This window comes from Anaerococcus octavius (assembly GCF_900445265.1).
Taxonomy (GTDB): domain Bacteria; phylum Bacillota; class Clostridia; order Tissierellales; family Peptoniphilaceae; genus Anaerococcus; species Anaerococcus octavius.
The window spans coordinates 716184-738392 of record NZ_UFTA01000002.1 but is presented as its reverse complement, the minus strand read 5'-3'; the positions used below and the strand labels follow the sequence as shown (position 1 = coordinate 738392).

The 22209-nt window shown below is 29.8% G+C and carries 17 protein-coding genes, 1 tRNA gene and 1 other RNA gene; 16 read left to right on the top strand and 3 right to left on the bottom strand.

The genetic code is table 11. From position 1 onward, the window contains the following. Nucleotides 1-635 precede the first annotated feature (635 nt). Nucleotides 636-785, top strand: a complete 150-nt coding sequence (locus DY249_RS09145) for a hypothetical protein (RefSeq protein WP_172540053.1) — start codon at nt 636-638, stop codon at nt 783-785. 109 nt (nt 786-894) lie between these two features. Then, the gene (locus DY249_RS03750; RefSeq protein ID WP_115595226.1) at nt 895-1353 is read left to right on the top strand and encodes a Fur family transcriptional regulator; all 459 of its coding nucleotides are present in this window, start codon (nt 895-897) and stop codon (nt 1351-1353) included. Between the two features lie 24 nt (nt 1354-1377). Here the strand turns inward: DY249_RS03750 and ypfJ are convergent, their stop codons facing one another. Next, nucleotides 1378-2301 carry a KPN_02809 family neutral zinc metallopeptidase gene (ypfJ, locus tag DY249_RS03745; RefSeq protein WP_115595225.1) on the bottom strand — a complete coding sequence of 308 codons (924 nt, stop codon included), beginning with the start codon at nt 2299-2301 and terminating at the stop codon, nt 1378-1380. A gap of 161 nt (nt 2302-2462) precedes the next feature. On the opposite strand from ypfJ, the gene DY249_RS03740 reads away from it, so the two are divergent. Continuing rightward, nucleotides 2463-4865, top strand: coding sequence for a glycoside hydrolase family 3 protein (locus DY249_RS03740; protein ID WP_245943507.1), 2403 nt, complete (start codon nt 2463-2465; stop codon nt 4863-4865). Between the two features lie 74 nt (nt 4866-4939). Here the strand turns inward: DY249_RS03740 and DY249_RS03735 are convergent. Next, nucleotides 4940-5015, bottom strand: a tRNA-Thr gene (locus DY249_RS03735). A gap of 127 nt (nt 5016-5142) precedes the next feature. Here DY249_RS03735 and tuf point away from each other — a divergent pair. From tuf to DY249_RS03720, 3 genes are all read left to right on the top strand, one after another. Beyond that, on the top strand, nt 5143-6339 hold the full coding sequence (gene tuf / locus DY249_RS03730; RefSeq protein ID WP_115594894.1) for an elongation factor Tu: 1197 nt from the start codon (nt 5143-5145) through the stop codon (nt 6337-6339). A 236-nt stretch (nt 6340-6575) separates the two neighbouring features. Then, nucleotides 6576-7874 (top strand): putative glycoside hydrolase, encoded by a 1299-nt coding sequence (locus DY249_RS03725; RefSeq protein ID WP_101540191.1) that lies wholly within the window; start codon nt 6576-6578, stop codon nt 7872-7874. Nucleotides 7875-7985: 111 nt separating this feature from the next. Then, the gene (locus DY249_RS03720) at nt 7986-9332 is read left to right on the top strand and encodes a DUF438 domain-containing protein (RefSeq protein WP_115595224.1); all 1347 of its coding nucleotides are present in this window, start codon (nt 7986-7988) and stop codon (nt 9330-9332) included. A 66-nt stretch (nt 9333-9398) separates the two neighbouring features. Here the strand turns inward: DY249_RS03720 and DY249_RS03715 are convergent, their stop codons facing one another. Next, nucleotides 9399-10253: an AraC family transcriptional regulator gene (locus tag DY249_RS03715; protein ID WP_245943506.1), complete on the bottom strand. Its 855-nt coding sequence runs from the start codon at nt 10251-10253 to the stop codon at nt 9399-9401. A 231-nt stretch (nt 10254-10484) separates the two neighbouring features. Here DY249_RS03715 and DY249_RS03710 point away from each other — a divergent pair, with 231 nt between their 5' ends. From DY249_RS03710 to DY249_RS03665, 10 genes are all read left to right on the top strand, one after another. Further along, entirely contained in the window at nt 10485-11171 is a 687-nt protein-coding gene (locus tag DY249_RS03710) for a DeoR/GlpR family DNA-binding transcription regulator (protein ID WP_115595223.1), read from the top strand. Next, the gene (gene pfkB / locus DY249_RS03705) at nt 11171-12076 is read left to right on the top strand and encodes a 1-phosphofructokinase (protein WP_115595222.1); all 906 of its coding nucleotides are present in this window, start codon (nt 11171-11173) and stop codon (nt 12074-12076) included. Before DY249_RS03710 ends, pfkB begins: the two co-directional genes overlap by 1 nt. Then, a complete protein-coding gene (locus DY249_RS03700) occupies nt 12066-13976 on the top strand; it encodes a PTS fructose transporter subunit IIABC (RefSeq protein WP_115595221.1) in 1911 nt (636 codons plus the stop codon). Before pfkB ends, DY249_RS03700 begins: the two co-directional genes overlap by 11 nt. 115 nt (nt 13977-14091) lie before the next feature. Further along, nucleotides 14092-15762, top strand: coding sequence for a DNA primase (gene dnaG, locus DY249_RS03695; protein WP_115595220.1), 1671 nt, complete (start codon nt 14092-14094; stop codon nt 15760-15762). Continuing rightward, a complete protein-coding gene (gene rpoD / locus DY249_RS03690; RefSeq protein ID WP_115595219.1) occupies nt 15755-17575 on the top strand; it encodes an RNA polymerase sigma factor RpoD in 1821 nt (606 codons plus the stop codon). Before dnaG ends, rpoD begins: the two co-directional genes overlap by 8 nt. Then, a complete protein-coding gene (locus DY249_RS03685; protein WP_101540183.1) occupies nt 17575-18267 on the top strand; it encodes a tRNA (adenine(22)-N(1))-methyltransferase in 693 nt (230 codons plus the stop codon). The genes rpoD and DY249_RS03685 overlap by 1 nt, the downstream gene beginning before the upstream one ends. Then, nucleotides 18249-19019 (top strand): Nif3-like dinuclear metal center hexameric protein, encoded by a 771-nt coding sequence (locus DY249_RS03680; protein WP_101540182.1) that lies wholly within the window; start codon nt 18249-18251, stop codon nt 19017-19019. The genes DY249_RS03685 and DY249_RS03680 overlap by 19 nt, the downstream gene beginning before the upstream one ends. 42 nt (nt 19020-19061) lie before the next feature. After that, nucleotides 19062-19398, top strand: an RNA gene (gene rnpB / locus DY249_RS03675) — RNase P RNA component class A. A gap of 238 nt (nt 19399-19636) precedes the next feature. Continuing rightward, the gene (locus DY249_RS03670; protein ID WP_245943504.1) at nt 19637-21370 is read left to right on the top strand and encodes a C40 family peptidase; all 1734 of its coding nucleotides are present in this window, start codon (nt 19637-19639) and stop codon (nt 21368-21370) included. Between the two features lie 47 nt (nt 21371-21417). Further along, the gene (locus tag DY249_RS03665; protein ID WP_115595217.1) at nt 21418-22203 is read left to right on the top strand and encodes a bifunctional 5,10-methylenetetrahydrofolate dehydrogenase/5,10-methenyltetrahydrofolate cyclohydrolase; all 786 of its coding nucleotides are present in this window, start codon (nt 21418-21420) and stop codon (nt 22201-22203) included. Nucleotides 22204-22209: the final 6 nt, after the last annotated feature.

Here is a 22209-nt window from a genome sequence, read left to right as displayed (position 1 = left end):
AATCTGGTGCTTGTGTTATAATTAGAACCTCTATCAGTGCAAAAGATACAGATTTCCCAGTTTGCTATATTGAATTTGTCAAAACTGTAGATAATAGAGGTATTTTTTCCAACAGTAGCTAATAAAGGAAAAGTTACGGATTATACTTAACTGGTACCATTTTATACTATTGGAAATAACCTAACATCTCAAATGAATATTATACATGCTTTTGATTTTGCTGTGGATACAGATGAAATAATTGAAACTATTCTAGATTGATAAGGAAGACCAGCTTATTCAAGTGCAGATAGTCTTGCTTGTTTTTAATGAAATAACTATTGAAAAAGATGAGGTAGACTTAAAAAAAGCTAAATAGATACTCGATGATGCTGCTTAGAAAGAGGGCTCAGATGGTATAAGAGAAAAATACGGTTAATAGCTAAGTTTAATTTATACTATGCTTATCAAGATCGTAAAAATATAGCTTTATATTTTGCAGATCAAACTAAAATAATTTGCATTGAAATTAATCCAGTGCTTGTTCATTAAGATTTCGTTACTCTACATATGCACTCAGATGCAGTTCTATTTGTTTGGGGTGGATATGACCCATTAAAAATATTCTATAATTATCCATCAAATTACAAAGGAGTGTGGAATATTATAATTCTAGCTTCTATTCAAATCTTGAAGTTTTAAATCATTTTAAAAATGAAAATAATATGGATATGAATCTAATTTCTTATAATCAAAAGCTTTTTGAAGTACTAGATGGCAAAGTAATAGATATAACCAACTATTAATATATGGTAGCTTATTTTATATTTAGTTTTAAATTATCATAAAATTTTTTGCATTTATTCTATTGATTAACTATTATTATATTGTATACTATTATTCATAGGGGGTGCTATGGAAACTAAAATAAATGAGATAAAAAACCTCAGTAACGAAAATAGGATGAAGGAATTAAAAGAATTGTTAGAAGAAAACAATATAAGATTATCACATCAAAGGCTTTTAATTTTGAACTATTTGGTTTTAAATCACACCCATCCAACAGCAGAAAAAATATACAGGGATTTAAAGGAAATTGATCCGGTTATATCCCAAGCGACAGTTTATAATACTTTAAATCTATTTACAGAAAAAAAAATAGTTAAAGAATTAGATTTTAATATGAATAGTAAAATGTATGAATTTAGGAAAAAATTTCACGGGCATTTTATATGTGAACAATGTGGAAAAATATGTGATTTTGAGATTATTGACCATAACTTACCTAATGAACTAGAAGATTATGATATACAGTCCGAAGAAATAGTATATAGAGGACTCTGTCCAGATTGTAAAGAAAAAAAGACCTCATAAGAGGTCTTCTTATATATCAAAATATTATTGAATTCTATCAAAGAAAACCATAGAGTGATCAATATCGTGATATTTATATCCTAAATCAAAAGCTTCTTTTCTTTGGGCTGATGATCCATGGGTAAATGTATCTACGTTTACATTTCTACCAGACATTTCTTGAATTTTGTCATCACCTATAGCGGAAGCTGCATTCATAGCTTCATCTATATCTCCTGCTTCTAAGTATCCTTTTTCTTCAACATAGTAGGAAAATAAACCTGCAAAATAATCTGCTTGTAATTCTTGTGCCACAGAGTATTTATTATATTCCCTAGTAGATAAAGTTTTTCGTAATTTATTAGTTTGGTCTAATATGCCTAGCTGTTTTTGTACGTGGTGTCCGACTTCATGAGCTAATACATAGGCTAAAGCAAAGTCACCACCAGCTCCAAACTGATTAACCAATTGATTATAAAAATCAACATCTATATAAATACTTTCATCTACTGGACAATAAAATGGTCCCATATCTGATTGGGCAACACCACATGCTGACCTAGTTGATCCAGTGTATGGAACCATGGTTGGTTCTTCGTAAGTTGCATCGATTTCTTCAAATTTTGCATGCCAAACATCTTCTGTATCTGCCAAAACTACTGATAAAAAATCTTCTAATCTCTCTCGTCCACCAGATTCATTAGTAGTTTTTGGTCTAGCTTCTATTTGGTCTTGGTACTGAGTTTGATTATTATTATTTGAATTATCATTTCCCAAATTTGAGCCTATGCCAAAAAGACCTCTAATTAGTGCCATTAGTATAAAAAAGAAAATAATGCCACCAATACCACCTCTTCCGCCAGTTGGTATAAAAATAGGCCCACGATATCCGCCTCCTCCAGAGCCACGGGTATTCATACTAGGACCTCTTCTTACATTTGAGCTCCTTCTTCTATCTTCCCATTTCATATATTCCTCCATAAATCTTAGTATATTAATTATTACCCAAAAGTTCTTATGGATAATTATAAATCAAGTTTATAGTTAATTATATCGTGTTTTTGCAAATGTTTTCTTGACTAAAAAAATTTTCAAATTATACTTAAAATATAAATATTAAGGAGGAATCTATGGATAAAAAAGTCCGACTTAAAGTCGCTCTTTTACTAGCGATTGGAATAAGTATAACACCTTGTATAAATTCTCATGCTGCAGATGTAAATGAGGAAAATGTTTTAGAGTATGATGCTGACAACTTAGATGATATTTTTAATCAAGAAAATGATCCTGAAGTTGAAGAAGAACTAGAAATTGATGATGAATTGATTGAAAATGATCAATTTAAGACAGAAAATAGCGATGTAGATAAAAAAGAAGACAAGCAAAGTATAGAGAATGATAAATCTGTTAGCAAAAATAAAGAGACTCACAAAGAAAAAAATAAGAAAATTGAAGATAAAATTTCAAATATGACCTTGGATGAAAAAATAGGTCAAATGTTAATGCTTGAGTTTAGATATTGGGAAGATGAAAATGGTAATCTAAAAGAAGTCACAGAATTAAATGACGATATAAAAAATGCCATTTTAAAATACAAAATTGGTGGAGTTATTTTGTTTGCTGAAAACATTCAAGATACCAAGCAAACAACAAAACTCACACATAATATCCAAAAAGCTGCAATAGAAAATGGACTTGATCCATTATTTATTTCTATTGATCAAGAAGGTGGGATAGTAGTTAGATTAGCAACAGGAACATCTTTACCAGGCAATATGGCTTTAGGTGCTACAAGAGATAAGGATTTAGCTTATCAATACGGAAAGATTATAGCTGATGAAATAAAAGCATTAGGTATAAATGTAAACTTAGCGCCAGTTATGGATACAAATAATAATCCAAACAATCCAGTAATTGGACTACGTTCTATATCCTCTAATCCAGAGTTAGTCGGAGAATTAGGATCAGAAGTTGTCAAAGGAATACAAGATCAAGGTGTTTCTGCAGCTATAAAGCATTTCCCAGGACATGGAGATACAGCAACAGATAGCCATTTAGGGTTGCCAGTAGTTGATAAATCTTATGAAGGAATAGAAAAACTTGAACTAGTTCCATTTAAAAAAGCTGCAAATGAGGGTGTAGATATGATAATGACAGCTCATATATCATATCCTCAATTAGAAAAAGACACTGTAATTTCTAAAAAAGATGGAAGTATTATAGGCATACCTGCAACTTTATCTGATGATATAATAACAGGAATTATTAGAGACAAGATGCACTACGATGGCATAGTTATTACTGATGCTATGAAGATGCAAGCTATAGCTGATCATTTTGGAGAAGAAGATGCTGTTATAATGGCTATAAAGGCAGGAGTAGATATTCCACTAATGCCAGCTTTACTTCAAAAAAATTCTGATTTGGAAAAATTAGATAATATTGTTGGTAGAATTAAAAATGAATTAGAATTAGGAAATATTTCAGAAAAGCAAATAAATAATTCAGTTTATAGAATCCTAGATCTTAAATATAGAAGAGGGATATTAGACCTAGACCAATACAATAAACCATTAGAAGAAAAAGTTGATAATGCTTTAATGATAGTAGGTAATAAAGAGAATTTTGAAAAACAAAGAAAAATAACTGATAAGGCTATTACTGTTACTAAAAACTTAAATAACACTCTTCCTTTATATCCTAAAGCTGGAGAAAAAGTTCTGATCTATACTCCATATGAAAATGAAATCCCAGGATTTAAATATGGATTTGAAAAATTACAAGAAGAAGGAGTAATTGATAAAGGAGCTTCTTTAGATGTACTTACTTTTGAAAACTTTAAAGAAAATCCGGATCAAGCTAATGATGATATAAAACAATATGCAAAAGACTATGATTATATAATTGGGATTAGCGAAATAGGAAGAGCCGGTCAACTAAGTAAAAATGATTGGTTGGCGCAAATTCCAGATATGCTTACAAGATATGCAAAAGAAAATAATAAAAAATCTACAATTATAAGTATAGGTAAACCTTATGATTTAGATAGATATGAATCTTCTGATGCCCATGTATTAGCTTATGGATCAAAATGTATGGATCCTACAGAAAAAGGTAAAGATCCAGTAAAAACATTTGGACCTAATATTCCTTATTCATTAGATATAGTATTTGGTAAAGTAGCATCAACAGGAAAACTACCAGTGGATGTACCAGGGCTAACAGATGAGTATGAATATAATGATGAAATATCTTATGAAATAGGATATGGCTTAGAAACAAATATAAATAATAGTTTAGTAGATAAAACTAAGGGAGAATCTAAAAATATAGAAAAATCTGATAAAAAAGATTTAAATAATAAAGACTTAGTTAAAAAAACAGAAGCTCAAAAAAATATTCAAAGCGATAAAGAAAGAAAAATAGATACAAAGAAATCAAATCCAGGTACAGGAGTTACAGGTTTAACTGGTATAATAGCAACTCTTATAGCAGCTTCATCTGGATATATAATTAGTAAAAAAAGAAACTGAAAAGTTAGGAGGACTTAATGGTCTTCTTTTATATTTATAATGAACTTTGAAATACTGAATTTTAGGCAAAAAAATGGAGCCACTTCCCGGGATCGAACCGAGGACCTCATCCTTACCATGGATGCGCTCTACCTACTGAGCTAAAGTGGCATTACTCATATAGTATACACTAAAAAAGTAATATAAGCAAATGAAAATAATAATAGGTCTAATATATAGAATTTTCTTTTTATTTATGGTAGAATATTCTTAAAATGATTACATTTGGGAGGATAAAATGTCTAAACAACAATTCGAAAGAACAAAACCACACTTAAATATCGGAACAATCGGTCACGTAGACCACGGTAAAACAACAACAACAGCAGCAATTACACAAGCATTAAACAAAAAATACGGAACAGGCGAATTCGTGGACTACGAAAACATAGATAAAGCACCAGAAGAAAGAGAACGTGGAATCACAATCAACACATCAGTAGTAGAATACGAAACACCAAATAGACACTATGCTCACATCGACGCTCCAGGCCACGCAGACTACGTTAAAAACATGATCACAGGAGCAGCACAAATGGACGGAGCAATCATAGTAGTATCTGCAGCAGACGGTCCAATGCCACAAACAAGAGAACACATCCTACTAGCCCGCCAAGTAGGAGTACCAAAAATCGCAGTATTCCTAAACAAAGAAGACCAAGTAGACGATCCAGAACTAATCGAATTAGTAGAAATGGAAGTAAGAGACCTACTAAACGAATACGAATTCGACGGAGACGAAGCCCCAGTAGTAGTAGGAAGCGCCCTAAAATCACTACAAGAAGGTGGAGAAGGCGAATGGACAGACAAAATCCTAGACCTAATGGAACAAGTAGACGAATACTTTGATGTACCAGAAAGAGACAACGACCAACCATTCCTAATGCCAGTAGAAGACGTAATGACAATCTCAGGACGTGGAACAGTAGCAACAGGAAGAGTAGAAAGAGGAACATTAAAAGTAAACGACACAGTAGAAATCATAGGTCTAACAGACAAAACAAAAGAAGCCGTAGTAACAGGCGTAGAAATGTTCCACAAATCACTAGACCAAGCAGAAAGTGGAGACAACGTAGGAGTCCTACTAAGAGGAATCCAAAGAGACGAAATCTCAAGAGGACAAGTAATAGCAAAACCAGGCAGCGTACAACCACACACAGAATTCGAAGGACAAGTATACGTACTAACCAAAGAAGAAGGAGGACGTCACACACCATTCTTCAGTGGATACAGACCACAATTCTTCTTTAGAACAACAGACGTAACAGGCGATATCGAACTAGAAGAAGGCGTAGAAATGGTAATGCCAGGAGACAACGCAACATTCAAAATCAAACTACAAAAACCAATAGCCCTAGAAGAAGGACTAAGATTCGCAGTACGTGAAGGTGGAAGAACAGTAGCATCAGGAGTAGTAACAAAAATAGATAAATAGTCCCAATCTATACATGGTTGTTAGATGCAAAGCATCTGACATCTATCTCTAAGATTAAGTAAAGCTTAAATTTAGATAACTAAGTAAGAAGAGCCCAAAGGGCACTTCGAGAGGATTATAAGTAATTGGAATATTTGGATAGATTATATAAGTTATTCAAATATAAAAATAAAATTTAGAATTTCTTTAAAAGAGCGGGCAAGCTTGCTCGCCCTTTTTTATTTAAAGGAGAGTATATGAAGATAAAGAGGAAACTTACTTACATTTTTTTTTCAATTATGTTAGTTCTAACTTCCTGTACATCCACTAATACCAAGAATGATCAATCAGCAAAAGTAGATGATAAGACTATAGATCAAGCTGCTGAAGAGATTTTAGAAGATAATGGTCTTATAAATGATGCTGTTGAAAAACCGGTAGGAGAACCCTATGAAGTAGGTGTAACTCCAGATGACTATAATATGGATTATGATACTTCAAGATTGTTATCATTAGACGAAAAAAAATCTAAATATTATCCTAAAGATGGTGTCAAAGGTCTATATTTTAATACCTACAATGTAAATACTCCAGAGACTTATAATAAAATAATGGATTTGATTGAAAATTCTAATTTAAATACAGTGGTAATAGATATAAAAGATGACTGGGGCAATGTAACTATGGATTTTGACACAGATGATGAAGATATAAAGTATTCAAAGATAGATATAGTTGATCCAGAAGCTATGATAGAAGATTTTCATAATAGAGGTATTTACGTAATAGGAAGAGTGACGACCTTTAAAGATAGTATTATTACTGAAAAACATCCTGATTGGGGATTTACATTGGATGATGGAAGTTTGTGGAAAAATGCTCAGGATGAAGCTTTTATGAATCCATTTTTAAAAGAAGTTCAAGATTACGATTTAAAAATAGCAAAACTTGCAGCTCAAGCTGGTTTTGATGAGATTCAATTTGACTATGTTAGATTTGCAGAAGGCTTTGAAACTTTTGGCGATACTTTAGATTATTCTAAAGGTGAATTTGAAAATAATACAGAAATGGATGAGGGAGAAAAAAGAGTAGCAGCTATTACAGGTTTTGTGCAAAGAGCTCGTGAAGAACTACAAAAATATGATGTACCAATATCAATAGATGTATTTGGTTACGCATTACAAGTTAGACATGCAGAAGGTATAGGACAAGATTTTGATAAAATGGCTAATCAAACAGATGTAATATCAGCCATGATCTATCCATCCCACTGGGGGAGCGGTTCATTTGATCTTGACAAACCAGATTTACAGCCTTACGAACTTGTAAAAAGATATTTAGATGAAGAACAAGAAGTATTAGGAGCATTAGATCATCCTCCGCTATCTCGACCATGGATTCAGGACTTTACTGCATCATGGATTGGTGAAGGAAACTGGATGGAATATGATGCCGATGCAGTTCAAGCTCAAATAGACGCTATCTACGATCAAGGACAAAATGAATATTTAATATGGAATGCAAATAGTGAGTACTCCACAGGAGTAGATTATTAATATGAACTGTAGTAAAAAATTTACTACAGTTTTATTTTTTTGAATATTTTGTAACAAATGTTACTGATAATGATATTCTTTATATGTTAAACTAATGATGGAGGATAAGCTATGAAAATTGATATAAATGAAAATATTGCAAAATTAATACATTCTAATGAAACGTTAAAAAATGATTTAATAAGTATTGGATTTATCGGTTTAGATAATCCATTAATGATAAAAAATATGGCAAATAAAATGTCAATAAAGCGTGGGGCTAAGCTACTAGGAATTTCAGAAATAGAATCAAAACTTGAGAGTCTTGGATATGAAGTTATTGATTCATCCTTGGATAATGATGTAATTGAAAGACAAAAGTTAATTAAATCTTATATAAGAAGGTTATCGGATGGTGAAAACATAGAAAATGTTAGAAAAGATTTTAAAGAAAATTTCGATGGGGTATCATCATCTGAGATTATGGATGCTGAGCAAGCTCTATTAAGTGAAGGTATGGATAAAGATGAAGTAAGAAAACTTTGTGATGTTCACTCATCACTTTTTCACGGAATCACTGAAAATGAAAATATCAAAAAAACTTATGAAAATGATGTTTTAAAATATTTTAGCAACGAAAATAATAATATAAATAAAGCTTTGGAAACATATAATGCATTACCTGTGGAAGAAAAATTTGCAGAAAGTAAAGAATTAAAAAGATTATTAAATATTCACTATAGAAAAAAGGGTGATTTAATTTATCCTTTACTTAAATCAAAATACAATAAGCCAGGCCCTTCAGAAGTAATGTGGGGTGTGGATTATGAAATCTTAAAAAGTTTTAGCAAAGCTATAAAAAATAAAGATTTAGATTTATTAGAAAATACTCTTGCTAGGGCAGAGGAAATGACTTATAAAGAAGAAAATATATTGTTCCCATTATTAGAGGAAAATCTATCTGATGAAGATTATTCAAATATATATAACGATTTAAGTGAATATGATCATGATATAAATAATAATCAGATTAAAACTTATAATAAATCATCAAAACAAAAAGACGAGAATACAGAGGGTTATATATATTTTTCAAAAGGTAGATTAAGAGTAGATCAACTTGAAGCATTGCTCGATACCATGAACATTGAAATAACTTTTGTAGATGAAGAAGATATAAACTCTTATTATAATAATCATAATGGAGATAAAGTTTTTAAAAGACCTAAGTCGTCTTTAGGTAGAGATGTATATTCTTGTCATCCACCTCAAGCTGAACGTAAGGTGAGAAAAATTATTTCTGATTTAAAATCGGGCGCTAGAGATAAAGTTGTAGTGATTAGAGATATAGGTGGCAGTGATTATACTGTAACTTACTATGGAGTTTGGGATAAAAAAGGCAATTACAAAGGGATCTTAGAAACTGTTCAGAATATGGATTTTTACAAAAGTTATCTTAAAAAATGGAATAAATTATAGTTAAATTAAAAATCGTGTCATTAAATAATATACTCATTTAATATGACACGATTTTTTAAAATTAAATTATAATCTATGTTTTTTCCTAAATTGAGAAGGAGTTTGTCCAACTTTCTTTTTAAAAACTTGATTAAAATATGATTGAGAATTAAAACCTACTATTGAAGAAATCTCCTCCATAGAATGGTTAGTAGAAATAAGCAAATTTTTAGAAATCTCTATTCTTTTTAAAATTAGATATTCAATAGGGGTAACTCTATATGATTGTTTAAATTCAGAAATTAAATGAAACTTATTCATATATGCCATTGCTGATAATTGCTCTAATTTGATATCTTCTGCATAATTGCTATCAATATAATTTTTTATATAGTCTATTTGTCTATTAACTTTTCTATCGTGTTTTACAGTAATGGAACTCTTAAATTTTCTTAAAAATTCTACTATAAATATTGCAGCCTTTGAATTAGCCATTGCTTTTGAGAAAATTTCATCGCTATTAAATTCATCATAAATTTCATCAAAATAATGAGCGTCTATATCGTCTTCCTCTACATTTGCATTAAAAAAATTAATTGTATCAATCTTTCCACTTTTTTTATTAATCTTTGAAATAGATAAAGATTCCACACCAAAACCAATTATTTCACATACACCACAAGATCCATCAACATATATAGTATGTCCAATATTTGAATTTATTACAATAATGTCATTTTGATGTACATTAATTGTTTCATTTTCAACAGAAAGTTTGCCAAAACCTTTTTTAACATAATAAAAATAAGTAAAAGGGTGAAATTGTATTCTTGAAGAATAATTTCTATTATAATTGTTTTTTTGAGCATCAAGTATTTTGATGTCTACATTTGATATATCATTTTCCTGCTCTATGTCCCTAAAATAAGTATTTTCCATCATAATATCAGTATCCTTTAATTCTATCCTTTTTCACTTTATATTATATATTATAATAGATATAAAAATATTTTTAAAGTTATTTTAAAGAATTAGTCCATATTTAAATATATTGCTAATAAAATTATACATATTTAAGATGATCAAAATTTTTAAAAAAATCCAAACTTAACAAAATAAAAAATAATGACAGTTATTGATTTATTATGATTGTTTTTGAAGTATATTGTTTTTATGATACTAGAAGAAAGACTTAGTCTTATAAGAAAAATTTTAAAAAAAGAAGGTACTGTTTCAAATTCTTCCCTTTTAGAAGAGCTTGATATAAGCGAATCAACTTTAAGGCGTGACTTAGATTACTTGCAAAATAATGGAGAAATAAGGAGAGTTCATGGTGGAGCTACTTTAAATAGACTCCTTGAAGAAACAAATTATAAGTATAATGAAACGTCTAATATATCTGCAAAAAAGAATATAGGCAAAAAAGCTAGTTCTTTAATAGAAGATGGTTCGTATATATTTTTGGATGCGGGTACCACAACTCATTGTTTGATAGATTATTTAGTCAATAAAAAAATTACGGTAGTAACTAATGGTTTAATGCATTTAGAAAAACTAAGTGGTTTTTCCATTCCTACTATTATATTAGGAGGAAAAGTAAAAGGATCTACATTTATCAGCTATGGTGAAGAAACGATAAATGAAATAAATAGTTTGAATTTTGATATAGCTTTTATAGGAGCTAATGGTGTAGATGACAGTTATTATACAACAGCTGATATAAATGAAGCTTTAATAAAAAAAGCAGCTATTAACAATGCAAATAAAGCATATATTTTAGCTGATTCTTCAAAAATAGGTAAGAAATATTTTGCTAATATATGTAGCTTTGAACAAGCAAAACATATTAAGGAGGACTGATGATTTATACATTAACTTTAAATCCGTCTATTGATTACATAATGAAACTTGATAGTTTTAATGATGGAGCTACGAATAGAAGTTACGAAGATAAGAAATTTCCTGGAGGAAAGGGAATAATGGTTTCAAAACTTCTTAAGAATTTAGGAGAAAATCCTATAAACTTAGGTTTTATAGGTGGTTTTACTGGGGATTTTATTATCGAATCCTTAAGAAAACTTCATATTAAAGAGGAATTTACAAGGATAAAAGGCCAATCACGAATCAATGTAAAACTTAAATATGATGCGGAAACAGAAATAAATGCTGGTGGTCCAAATATTAGTGAGAGTGAAATCAATAGTTTTTTAGAAAAAATAAGAAATATTAACAGCGATGGTATTCTAATAATTTCAGGTTCTATACCACAATCATTAGGAAGCGACTTTTATAAAAAAGTATTAGAAACTAATAAACTTGATTTTACCATAGATATAGCTGGCAGGGAATTATTAGATTATTTAAACTATAAACCCTTATTAGTAAAACCAAATATAGATGAGCTAGAAGATATATTTGGAACAAAAATTGATGAAAATAATATAATAATCTATGCTAAAAAATTACAAGAATTAGGTGCAAAAAATGTTATTGTTTCATTGGGCAAAGATGGATCTATATTTGTAAGCGATGAAATGATTTTAAAAGCTAAGCCTATTGATGGTAAATTAGTAAATTCGGTTGGAGCAGGTGATAGTATGGTTGGTGGATTTGTTTATGGAATAAAAAATGGTCTTTCAAAAAAACAAGCTTACAGATTAGCGGTAGCATCTGGTACAGCTACAGCTTTTAGTGAAGATATTGCAAGTAAAGAATATATTTATAAAATTTTAGAAAAAGTAGAGGTTAACGAATATGGAAATTAGAGATCTGCTAAAAAAAGACTTAATGATTTTAGATTTAAAGGCAAATAATAAATCTGATGTAATAGAAGAAATAGCAAGTAAGTTTTATAAAAAAGGATATATTAAATCTAAAGAAGAATTTATAAATGGATTAAAAGAAAGAGAAGATCAGGGGTCTACTGCTTTAGGTGACGGAGTTGCTATTCCACATTCAAAAAATAAAACTGTAAAAGAACCAGCTGTTTTATTTGCTAGAAAAAAAGAAGGCTTAGATTATGAAGCCTTAGACGGGGAAGATACTTTTATATTCTTTGCTATTGCCGCCCCAGATGGTGAAAATAATCTTCATGTTGAAACTCTTGCTCAATTATCCAAGATGATAATGAAGGGTGGATTTGTAGATGACCTCAAAACCGTTAATAATTCTGATGAAGTTTATAGTATTATTGATAAATATTCTGATAATAAAGATAAGCAAGTTATAGAAAAAAAATATGTAACAGAAACTAATAATGCTAGTGCTGAAGGTAAAAATAATGACTTTATAGTAGCTGTTACAGCTTGTCCAAATGGAATTGCCCATACGTATATGGCTCAAGAAGCTTTAGAAGAAGCTGCCAGAAAAGCTGGAGTTGATATAAAAGTAGAAACTAATGGATCAGATGGTATTAAAAATAGATTAACTAACGAAGATATAAAAGATGCCACTGCTGTAATTATTACAGCTGATAAAAAGGTTGAAACAGCAAGATTTGACGGCAAAAGAGTTATACAAAGACCGGTTTCAGATGGCATAAGAAAAGCCGATGAGCTAGTAGATAAGGCTATCAAGGGTCAAGCAAATGTATTTTATAGCGAAGGTTCAGCTGATGAAAAATATGTATCATCCAAAGAAGATTCGCAAAGTTTTTGGCAAAAAATATATGGGGATATAATGAATGGTATCAGTCACATGTTGCCATTTGTTATAGGCGGAGGTATTTTACTTGCTATTTCTTTTCTATTTGAAAGATTTACAGGAGAAAATTCTCAAGCCTTTACTATGTTAAATGGTTTGGGCTCGGATGCGATGAGTTTCCTTATTCCAATACTTGCAGGCTATATAGCTATGTCTATTGGTGATAGACCAGCCTTAATGCCAGGTATGGTTGCAGGCCTTATGGCAAGTCGTGGAGCAGGATTTATTGGTGGATTAATAGGAGGTCTTATCGCAGGTTATCTAACTAATTCTATAAAAAATATGACAAAAAATTTACCGAAATCTGTTGAAGGACTTAAACCTATGCTTATTTATCCGGTTTTAGGTCTATTATTTACTGGTCTTATAATGTACTTTATAATAGATCCAATTTTTACTGGAATAAATAATGGTATTAATAATTGGCTTATAAATTTAAGTGGTTCAAATAGAGTATTATTAGGTGCATTACTTGGTGCAATGATGGCTATTGATATGGGTGGTCCAATTAATAAAGCTGCATACGCTTTTGCTATAGGTGTATTTACAGATACAGGAATTGGATCATATATGGCAGCAGTAATGGTTGGTGGTATGGTACCACCTCTTGCTATAGCTCTAGCTTGTTCATTATTTAAAAGTAAATTTACAGACAAAGAAAAAGAGACAAAGATAACAAACTTTATTTTAGGATTAAGTTTTATTACTGAAGGAGCTATACCATTTGCAGCTAGTGAACCACAAAGTGTTATTCCATCAGTTGCAATAGGATCTGCAATAGCAGGTGCCATAGTAGGAGCATTTAATGTAGAGTCGCCAGCTCCACATGGGGGAATATTTGTTCTTCCTGCTATGAGTAGCTTAAATCAAGCATTATTTTTCCTATTATCAGTAGCTGTTGGTTCTATAATTGGTGCATTAATTTTAGGAAAATTAAAGAAAAAACCAGAAAATATAGCTTAGTCTATTTATAAGAAAGATTTTACAATTTTAGTATTGTAAGATCTTTTTTATTGAAAAATATGAAAATTGAATACGAAATTATAATAAGTATAATTTAACTAACAGAGGTGATTATATGGCTATGATTTCAGAGCAAAAAATTGATGAAATTAGAGCTAGTTCTAACATAGTCGATATTATTGGCGAATATGTTGATCTTAAAAGATCTGGTTCATCATATAAGGGCTTATGTCCCTTCCATAATGAAAAAACACCTTCTTTTACAGTAGATGAAAAGAAACAATTATTTCACTGCTTCGGATGTGGGGTAGGTGGAGATGTTGTTTCTTTTATTATGCAAAAAGAAGGTCTTTCTTATCCTGAAAGCTTAGAATTTCTTGCAAATAAGGCTGGTATTAGGATGGAATATAGTAATGATTATAATGCTAATCCAAAAAATAAGGAACTTTATGAAATTAATAAAGACATAATGATGTTTTATTATAAAAACTTATTAACTAGTAAAGAGGCAATTAATTACCTAAAAAATAGAGGTCTAAGTGGTAAGCTTGTTAATAGATTTATGCTAGGTTTTGCTAAAAATAGCTGGCAAGATTTATGTGATTATATAGAATACAAAGGATATGACAAGAAGGATTTAGAGGATATAGGTCTTATTAAAAAATCAAGTAAAGGAAATTACTATGATAAATATAGGAATAGGATCATATTCCCTATAATAAATCACTATGGAAATGTAATAGGCTTTGGTGGAAGAGCTATAGCTGGTGAAATGCCCAAATATCTTAATTCCCCAGAATCGAATATATTTAAAAAGCGATTTAATCTATATGGTCTAAATATTTATAAAAAGCAAAAAGGCACTGAGATTATTTTAGTTGAAGGCTACATGGATGTCATTGCTTTAAATAATTTTGGTATAGATTATGCTGTGGCAAGTCTTGGTACTGCGTTGACAAATGAACAAGCAAAATTAATAAAGCGCTATGCAGATAATGTTTATATTTGCTATGACAGAGATAGTGCAGGTATAAATGCAACCAACAAAGCTATAGAAATATTTTTAGAATCTGACGTTAAGGCAAAAATAATCAGCTTGGAAGAAGGACTAGATCCTGACGATTTTATTAAAAAATATGGGAAAGAAGCATTTTTAGAAAAAAAAGAAAATGCTTTAGATGTATATAATTATAAGTATAATCAAATACTAGACATGTATTCAAATGCTGGTGCCAATGAAAAATATGAAAAGCTTGATTTATTTGTAGAATTTCTTGCAGGAATAGATTCTGATTTAACTCGAGAAATATTTGTAAATAATGTTTCTACTTTATTTAACATAGATAAAAGTACTTTAAATCAAGCAGTCGACAAGTATAATACTAATATTAATGAGAAAGAAAACCGTAAGAATTATTATAAAAAGAAAAATAAATCTAAGGTTATTGTAAAAAGTAATCCTCAAAAGTTTAATTTCCATGAGTTAGAAGTTTTAAGACTTATATTTAACCAAAAAGAAGATTATTTAAAAAATAAAGAAATTTTTGATAAAAGTCTTAAAAATACCAAGCTTATAGATATGAAAGACTTTATAGTAAATAAAGATTTAGAGAAATTTAACCAAAATGATGAGGATCATATATATATTTTAAATTATATAAGAGATAATACCAATCCTATTTATCCAAGCGAATTAATTGAAAAGATAGAGCTCTATGAAAAAATTAAGAAACTTGATGAATTAAAATCTCTTAATAAAAAAGCTAAGGGGAGTTTTAATGAGTAGCGATAGCGATAAACTACTTGATGAAGATGTTTTAAATGAAATAATAGAAGAATTTCAATCAATGAGTGAATCTCAAGATGGTATGATAACCTACAATCAAGTATATACATTTGAAACATTTAAAGAAATAGAAGAAGATAGCAAAAAATATGTTATCTCACAAATAATTAGCAAGGGAATAGAAATTGTCGAAAAATCAGAAGCTAGTACTGATGAAGATATAGAAGATGATGAAGAATTAAATGATGATTTAGATGATGATATATCAGATGATGAAGATATAGATGAATCAAAAATAGAAGAAGAAGCTGTAGATGAGGATATAGATGATTTTTCAGGCATAAAAGTAGATGACCCAGTAAAAATGTACTTAAAAGAAATTGGAAAAGTTTCATTACTAACAGCAAAAGAAGAAATACACCTAGCACGTCAAATGGAGATGGGTGAAATTGCCAGAAAGAAACTAGAAGGCAGAGATCTGAATAAGCAAAATAAAATGAAATTATCCAATGACATATTCTTTGGTAATCTTGCCAAAGTAATAAAGCAAGCTAATGATGAGTTGATATATAATGGAAAAGCATCAGAAAATTCTTTAAATAATTTAGATGGAATAATTGCCATGGGAAAATTGTTTGATGAAATTATGGTGGAAGATCCTGATTTAGAAAAAGTCGAAGAGTTAAAAGCAAAAGTATTAATTTGTAAGATTGCTAGCCAATCCATTGAAGAAAAAGAGCTTTCTAGAAGTGAAGCAAATTCTTTATGTGATTTATTTGACTCTTTTGATTATCTAATAAATTTAAATGAAAATGAAGATGTAGTTACCTATAACTATGAGTTCTTCACAGATTTATTATCTAAAGCTGCGAACAATGAATATTTAAAAACAATTGATAGAATGATTATTGATAATTTTAAAGAAGCCGCAGTAGTATCATCAGATATAAAAAATGGCAAGAAATTAAGCGGTGAATTTAATAATGATATAGAAACCTACCTTGCTGATAGTCATATGGCTCATATGATATTAGGCAGTGAGCAAATAAGTGATGAAGATGAACTAAATTTAAAAAGAGCTATTTTAAAATCTAAAAGAGCAAAACAAAAACTTGCTGAAACAAATCTTAGACTTGTAGTTTCAATTGCTAAAAAATATGTTGGACGTGGCATGAGTTTTTTAGATCTTATCCAAGAAGGTAATATGGGTCTTATGAAAGCCGTTGATAAGTATGATTATAATCGAGGGTTTAAATTCTCAACTTATGCAACTTGGTGGATAAGACAAGCAATTACTCGAGCTATAGCAGATCAAGCAAGGACAATAAGAATACCAGTTCATATGGTAGAAACTATAAATAAACTTGTAAGAACCCAAAGACAACTAGTTCAAGATCTAGGTCGTGATCCATCAAATGAAGAAATAGCTGAACAAATGGGCATAGAAGTCACAAAAGTACAAGAAATCAGAAAAATTGCCCAAGAACCAGTATCTTTAGAAACTCCTATTGGTGAAGAAGAAGATTCACACTTAGGAGACTTTATAGAAGATGAAACAGCTATAAATCCAGATGATGCAGCAAATTATACTATGTTACGAGAACAATTAAATGACGTATTATCTTGCTTAGGCCAAAGAGAAAAAAGAGTGTTACAATTAAGATTTGGACTAATAGATGGTACACCACGTACCCTTGAAGAAGTAGGAAAAGAATTTGATGTAACTCGCGAAAGAATTCGTCAGATAGAAGCAAAAGCTTTAAGGAAATTAAAATCACCTAATAAAAGCGAATCATTGAAAGACTTTTTATAATGAATAATAAAAAAAGATTGATAGAAATTATAAATATTATTGACAGTGGAAAAAATGTCATAGATGTAGGAACCGATCATGGATTGGTTCCTTTATATTTAGCAAAAAATGAAATTAGTAATGATATTTTAGCAACAGATATTTCCGCACCATCACTAAAAAAATTAGAAGAAAAATTGGATGAAAATCTCAGTAAAACAATTAAAACTAAAGTTACAGATGGTTTTAAAGATATTGAAAAAAAAGATAATCAAGTGGCAATAATTGCTGGCATGGGTGGCAATACGATAATAGAGATTATAGATCAAAGTTTAGAATTTGCCAAAAATTTAGACTATATGGTTTTAGAATCTAATATAGCTACAGAAAGATTACGTGGATATTTAAATAAGAATAGTTTTGAAATAACCAGGGATTTTTTAACTTATGAACATGGTAAATATTATGATATATTAAAAGCTAAATATGGAAAGAAACAAAATTTAACTTTAAGTGATATATACTATGGACATGAAAATATTATAAATAAAAGTCCATTATTAGAAGAAAAATTAGCTATAGATTACAAAAAGAATAAAAAATTTAAAGATGATATAATAAGAAAATCCACAAATAATGATGGAATTGATAAGATAAATCAGAGATTAAAGGCCATTGATGAGGTGTATAGAATATGGAAGTTAGAGAATTAATAGAAAAATTAAATGATAAATATCCTTTGGATTTACAAGAAGAATGGGATAATTCGGGCTTGCAAATAGGAAATATTAATGACGAGTTAGATAACATTTTAATAAGTCTTGATCTTGAAGATGAGGGAGTTGATTTTGCTATTAAAAATAATTGCAATCTAATTATAACTCATCACCCATATTTATTTAATGGAATTAAGTCTATAAATTTAACCGATTCCTTTTATAATCGTCTAAAAAAAGTTATAAAAAATGATATTGTTGTATTTGCTATGCATACAAATTTAGATATAGCTAATGACGGATTAAATGATAACTTATGTGAGATTTTAAATATACAAAAAAGAAAAGTTTTAGAAATCGATAAAGAAATAGGACTTGGAAGATATGGATTTATAAATCCAATAAAAGCGTGTGAATTTGCAAAAAACGTAAAAGAACAATTATCAGCTGAAAAACTTATATGCTATGGAGATATGGATAAAACTATAAAAAAAGTAGCGGTATGTGGGGGAAGCGGATCATCTCTTTTTGAAGATGCTACAAAAAGAGATTGTGATTTGATGATTACTGGAGATGTTTCTTATCATATGGGCATGGATTATTCAAATAGAGGCTTATCTATAATTGATGCTGGACATTTTGCTAGTGAAAATCATGTTATATACAAATTACAAGATGTAATTAGCAAAATGACAAATAGAGAAATATTTACTTATTCTAAAGGTGATTCTTTTAGAACATTTATTTAATATATATTTTACAAATATATAATAAAGAGTAAAATAAAGTACGGAGTAAATCAGACAATCGCGGCATAGTACGAGGAAAGTCCGTGCACCACAGAGCAAGGATGCTTGATAACGTCAAGTAGGAGTGATCTTCAGGCTAGTGCAACAGAAATATACCGCCGAGTTTTCTCGGTAAGGTTGGAATGGCGAGGTAAGAGCTCACCAGCTATATGGTGACATATAGGCTATGTAAACCCCATCCGGTGCAAGAACGAAGGGATGAAAACAAAGCTTGCTCGGCTTTGATCCAGAATGGTTGTTCGCTTGAACTTATTGGTAACAATAAGTCTAGATAGATGATTGTCTAATACAGAACACGGCTTATAGATTTGCTCCATACATAATCATTACAAAATGTAAATTTTTTGTTTACTATATTTTAATTATTACACTTTTGTTGATATTTTTTATGAAAATTATTGGCTTTGCTTTATATTTACCAATATACATAAAAATATACGTCAAAAGTGTAATTTTTTTGTAACTTTTTCTTGACTTATTTGTTAATTTAGTATAAAATTAATTCAGATTTAATTTCAAGACTATTTATAACAGTAAAGAAGGGAATCTATTTACCAATGAATAAAAAAAGAATTGGAGCAGCCTTATCTCTAGTTGCTGCCGTATCAGCAGGAGCTACAGCTTATGCTTCAACAATAAATAATTTAGAATCAGATAAAAATACAAATGCTATTTTCACACCAAGTTATAGTGATAATACATATGATTATAATTTTGTAAAATCAGATTATACAAATGATTTAAAAAATACTGCTATAGCAAACGAAAAAAGAACAGTTCAAAATACTTCAAAGCAAGAAGAGGATGTTGCTAAAGTAGAAGAAAATGCGAAAAACATCTTAAAAACAAGTGTGATCAACATTGTAGCTAAAGAAAAAGCTTCCCAAAATGAAGAAGAATCAACAGAAGTAGAAGATGTAGAATCTGAAGTAGAATCACCAGAAGTTAATGATGAAGAAGTAATAGCTTATGATGGTAGTCAAGTTTCTGAAAGTAATGTAAATACTAAAGATGATCTAGAAGAAATTCAAGCGGATAATGAAGAAACAGAAGAAGAATCTAAGGAAGAAGATGTAGTTGCTTATGATGATTCTAATTTAGATAGTGATTCAGATAAAGAAAATGAACAAGAATTAGAAGTGGCTGAAGCAAATGACGAAGTTGTTAACTATCTAGATGAAAATTCTAAAGAAGTTGATATTGAAGATAATGAAGAAGTTAACCAAAAAGTTAGTAAGTTTGTAAATGTAGAAGCACTTTATATAAGATCATCTAAATCAATGGCAGACAACTCAAATGTTTTAAGAACTTTAGCGGCTGGAGATAAAGTAGATGGTGTTATTGAAGGTGAATGGTTAAAAATTGATGAAGGATATTTAAATTTAAAGTATCTATCTAATGATTATCCACAAAGCTTAGTTGACTCTATAAAATCAAAAAAAGCTCAAGAATCTAAAAAACAGGAAGAAGCAAATAAAGCTAAAAAAGTAGAAGAAAAAGAAGTGAAAGTAGAAGAAAAACAAGAATCACCTGTACAGTATGGTACACCATTTACTGGATGGGTTCATAACACTGCTGCCATCAATGTTAGAGAGCAAGCAAAAACAGGCAAAATAATTGGGACTTTAGCAAAAGGAGCTAAGGTTGATGGCCAAATAGCTAATGGCTGGGTAAAAACTACTTATAATGGTAGAACAGCTTTTGTTTCTGCATATTACTTGACAACACAAGAAGCAGATTTACAAGAAAAACAAGCCGAAAATCAAAAGATAGAAGAAAAGGTAGTTCAACAACAAGCACAAGCTGAAGAAAATAAAACTAAGCAAAATCAAAATAATGATAAATCAGCAGCATCTGAACAAGTAGTAGATGAGGAAACTATTGTAGAAGAGCAAGCTCAAAAAGCACCAGCTGTAAACCAAAATGGTCAACAAGCTGCAAATATTGCATGCCAATTTGCTGGTAGTCCGTATGTATGGGGTGCATCAAGTCCTTCAGTTGGTTTTGACTGTTCAGGATTAGTGACTTATGCTTATAATCAATTAGGTGTAAGCTTGCCACATTCATCACAAGCACAGTTTAATAATGGTTACGCTGTTGGGATAAATAATCTTCAACCAGGAGATTTAGTATTTTTCTCAAATCATAGTGGTATAGACCATGTAGGTATTGTAACAAGCTCTGATGGTACATTTATTCATGCATCTACACCAAGGTCAGGTGTAAAATATGATAATGTTTATAGCAATTATTACCAAAAAGTATTTGCTGGAGCAAGAAGAATTTTTTAATAAATATAATAGTACGCCCAATTGGGCGTTTTTTTATTGGAGATAAAATGAAAATACTTAATACAAATAATATTAAAAATGAATTAATAACAAAATTAAAATATAATGAAATCAGCAATAAAGTTTTGCTATTGACTTATAAGCCAAGTAAAGAAGGAGTATTTTATAAGAACTTTATAATAAAAAGATGTATAGAATTTGGTATAGAATATATTGATCATGAGTTTGAGGATAATGCTGATAGCTTTACTATTGTTAATTATATAAATAGCTTTGATAAAAATGATGGATTTATAATTTTTCTACCATTTGGAGATTTTTCGGATATTGACTATCTTCGTGAAAATATAACAATTAAAGATCTGGATGGATTCACTAATTTATCAATGGGCAAGTCCTTAAACGGTGAATACAAAAATTTACCAGCAACACCAAAAGCAATTGCTAGATTCTTAATAGAAGATTACGATATAAAAGCAAAGAATGTAGTTATTGCAAATAATACAAATTTGATAGGATTACCTTTAGCTACATTTTTATCTAAAAAAAACGCCACGGTTACCATTTTAAATTCATCTAGTACTAATGATAAAGCTATAATTAAAAATGCAGATATTTTCATATCAGCAATTGGTAAAGCTAATTTTTATGATAAAAGCTACTTTAAAGATGGTCAGCTTTTAATAGATGTTGGAACTTCTTATGTAAATGGTAAGATAATAGGTGACATCAAATTTGATGATTTAGAAAATTTAGATATAGAAATATTAACAAGTAAAAACGGAATAGGGTCAATTACAACTTTGACTCTGTTAGAAAATTTGATAGATTAGGGAGAG

What these genes read in the sequence shown, in the direction of transcription:
- DY249_RS03750 (WP_115595226.1), top strand. Translation starts at nt 895, where the DNA reads ATGGAAACTAAAATAAATGAGATAAAAAACCTCAGTAACGAAAATAGG.
- ypfJ (WP_115595225.1), bottom strand. Translation starts at nt 2,301, where the DNA reads ATGAAATGGGAAGATAGAAGAAGGAGCTCAAATGTAAGAAGAGGTCCT.
- DY249_RS03740 (WP_245943507.1), top strand. Translation starts at nt 2,463, where the DNA reads ATGGATAAAAAAGTCCGACTTAAAGTCGCTCTTTTACTAGCGATTGGA.
- tuf (WP_115594894.1), top strand. Translation starts at nt 5,143, where the DNA reads ATGTCTAAACAACAATTCGAAAGAACAAAACCACACTTAAATATCGGA.
- DY249_RS03725 (WP_101540191.1), top strand. Translation starts at nt 6,576, where the DNA reads ATGAAGATAAAGAGGAAACTTACTTACATTTTTTTTTCAATTATGTTA.
- DY249_RS03720 (WP_115595224.1), top strand. Translation starts at nt 7,986, where the DNA reads ATGAAAATTGATATAAATGAAAATATTGCAAAATTAATACATTCTAAT.
- DY249_RS03715 (WP_245943506.1), bottom strand. Translation starts at nt 10,253, where the DNA reads ATGATGGAAAATACTTATTTTAGGGACATAGAGCAGGAAAATGATATA.
- DY249_RS03710 (WP_115595223.1), top strand. Translation starts at nt 10,485, where the DNA reads ATGATACTAGAAGAAAGACTTAGTCTTATAAGAAAAATTTTAAAAAAA.
- pfkB (WP_115595222.1), top strand. Translation starts at nt 11,171, where the DNA reads ATGATTTATACATTAACTTTAAATCCGTCTATTGATTACATAATGAAA.
- DY249_RS03700 (WP_115595221.1), top strand. Translation starts at nt 12,066, where the DNA reads ATGGAAATTAGAGATCTGCTAAAAAAAGACTTAATGATTTTAGATTTA.
- dnaG (WP_115595220.1), top strand. Translation starts at nt 14,092, where the DNA reads ATGGCTATGATTTCAGAGCAAAAAATTGATGAAATTAGAGCTAGTTCT.
- rpoD (WP_115595219.1), top strand. Translation starts at nt 15,755, where the DNA reads ATGAGTAGCGATAGCGATAAACTACTTGATGAAGATGTTTTAAATGAA.
- DY249_RS03685 (WP_101540183.1), top strand. Translation starts at nt 17,575, where the DNA reads ATGAATAATAAAAAAAGATTGATAGAAATTATAAATATTATTGACAGT.
- DY249_RS03680 (WP_101540182.1), top strand. Translation starts at nt 18,249, where the DNA reads ATGGAAGTTAGAGAATTAATAGAAAAATTAAATGATAAATATCCTTTG.
- DY249_RS03670 (WP_245943504.1), top strand. Translation starts at nt 19,637, where the DNA reads ATGAATAAAAAAAGAATTGGAGCAGCCTTATCTCTAGTTGCTGCCGTA.
- DY249_RS03665 (WP_115595217.1), top strand. Translation starts at nt 21,418, where the DNA reads ATGAAAATACTTAATACAAATAATATTAAAAATGAATTAATAACAAAA.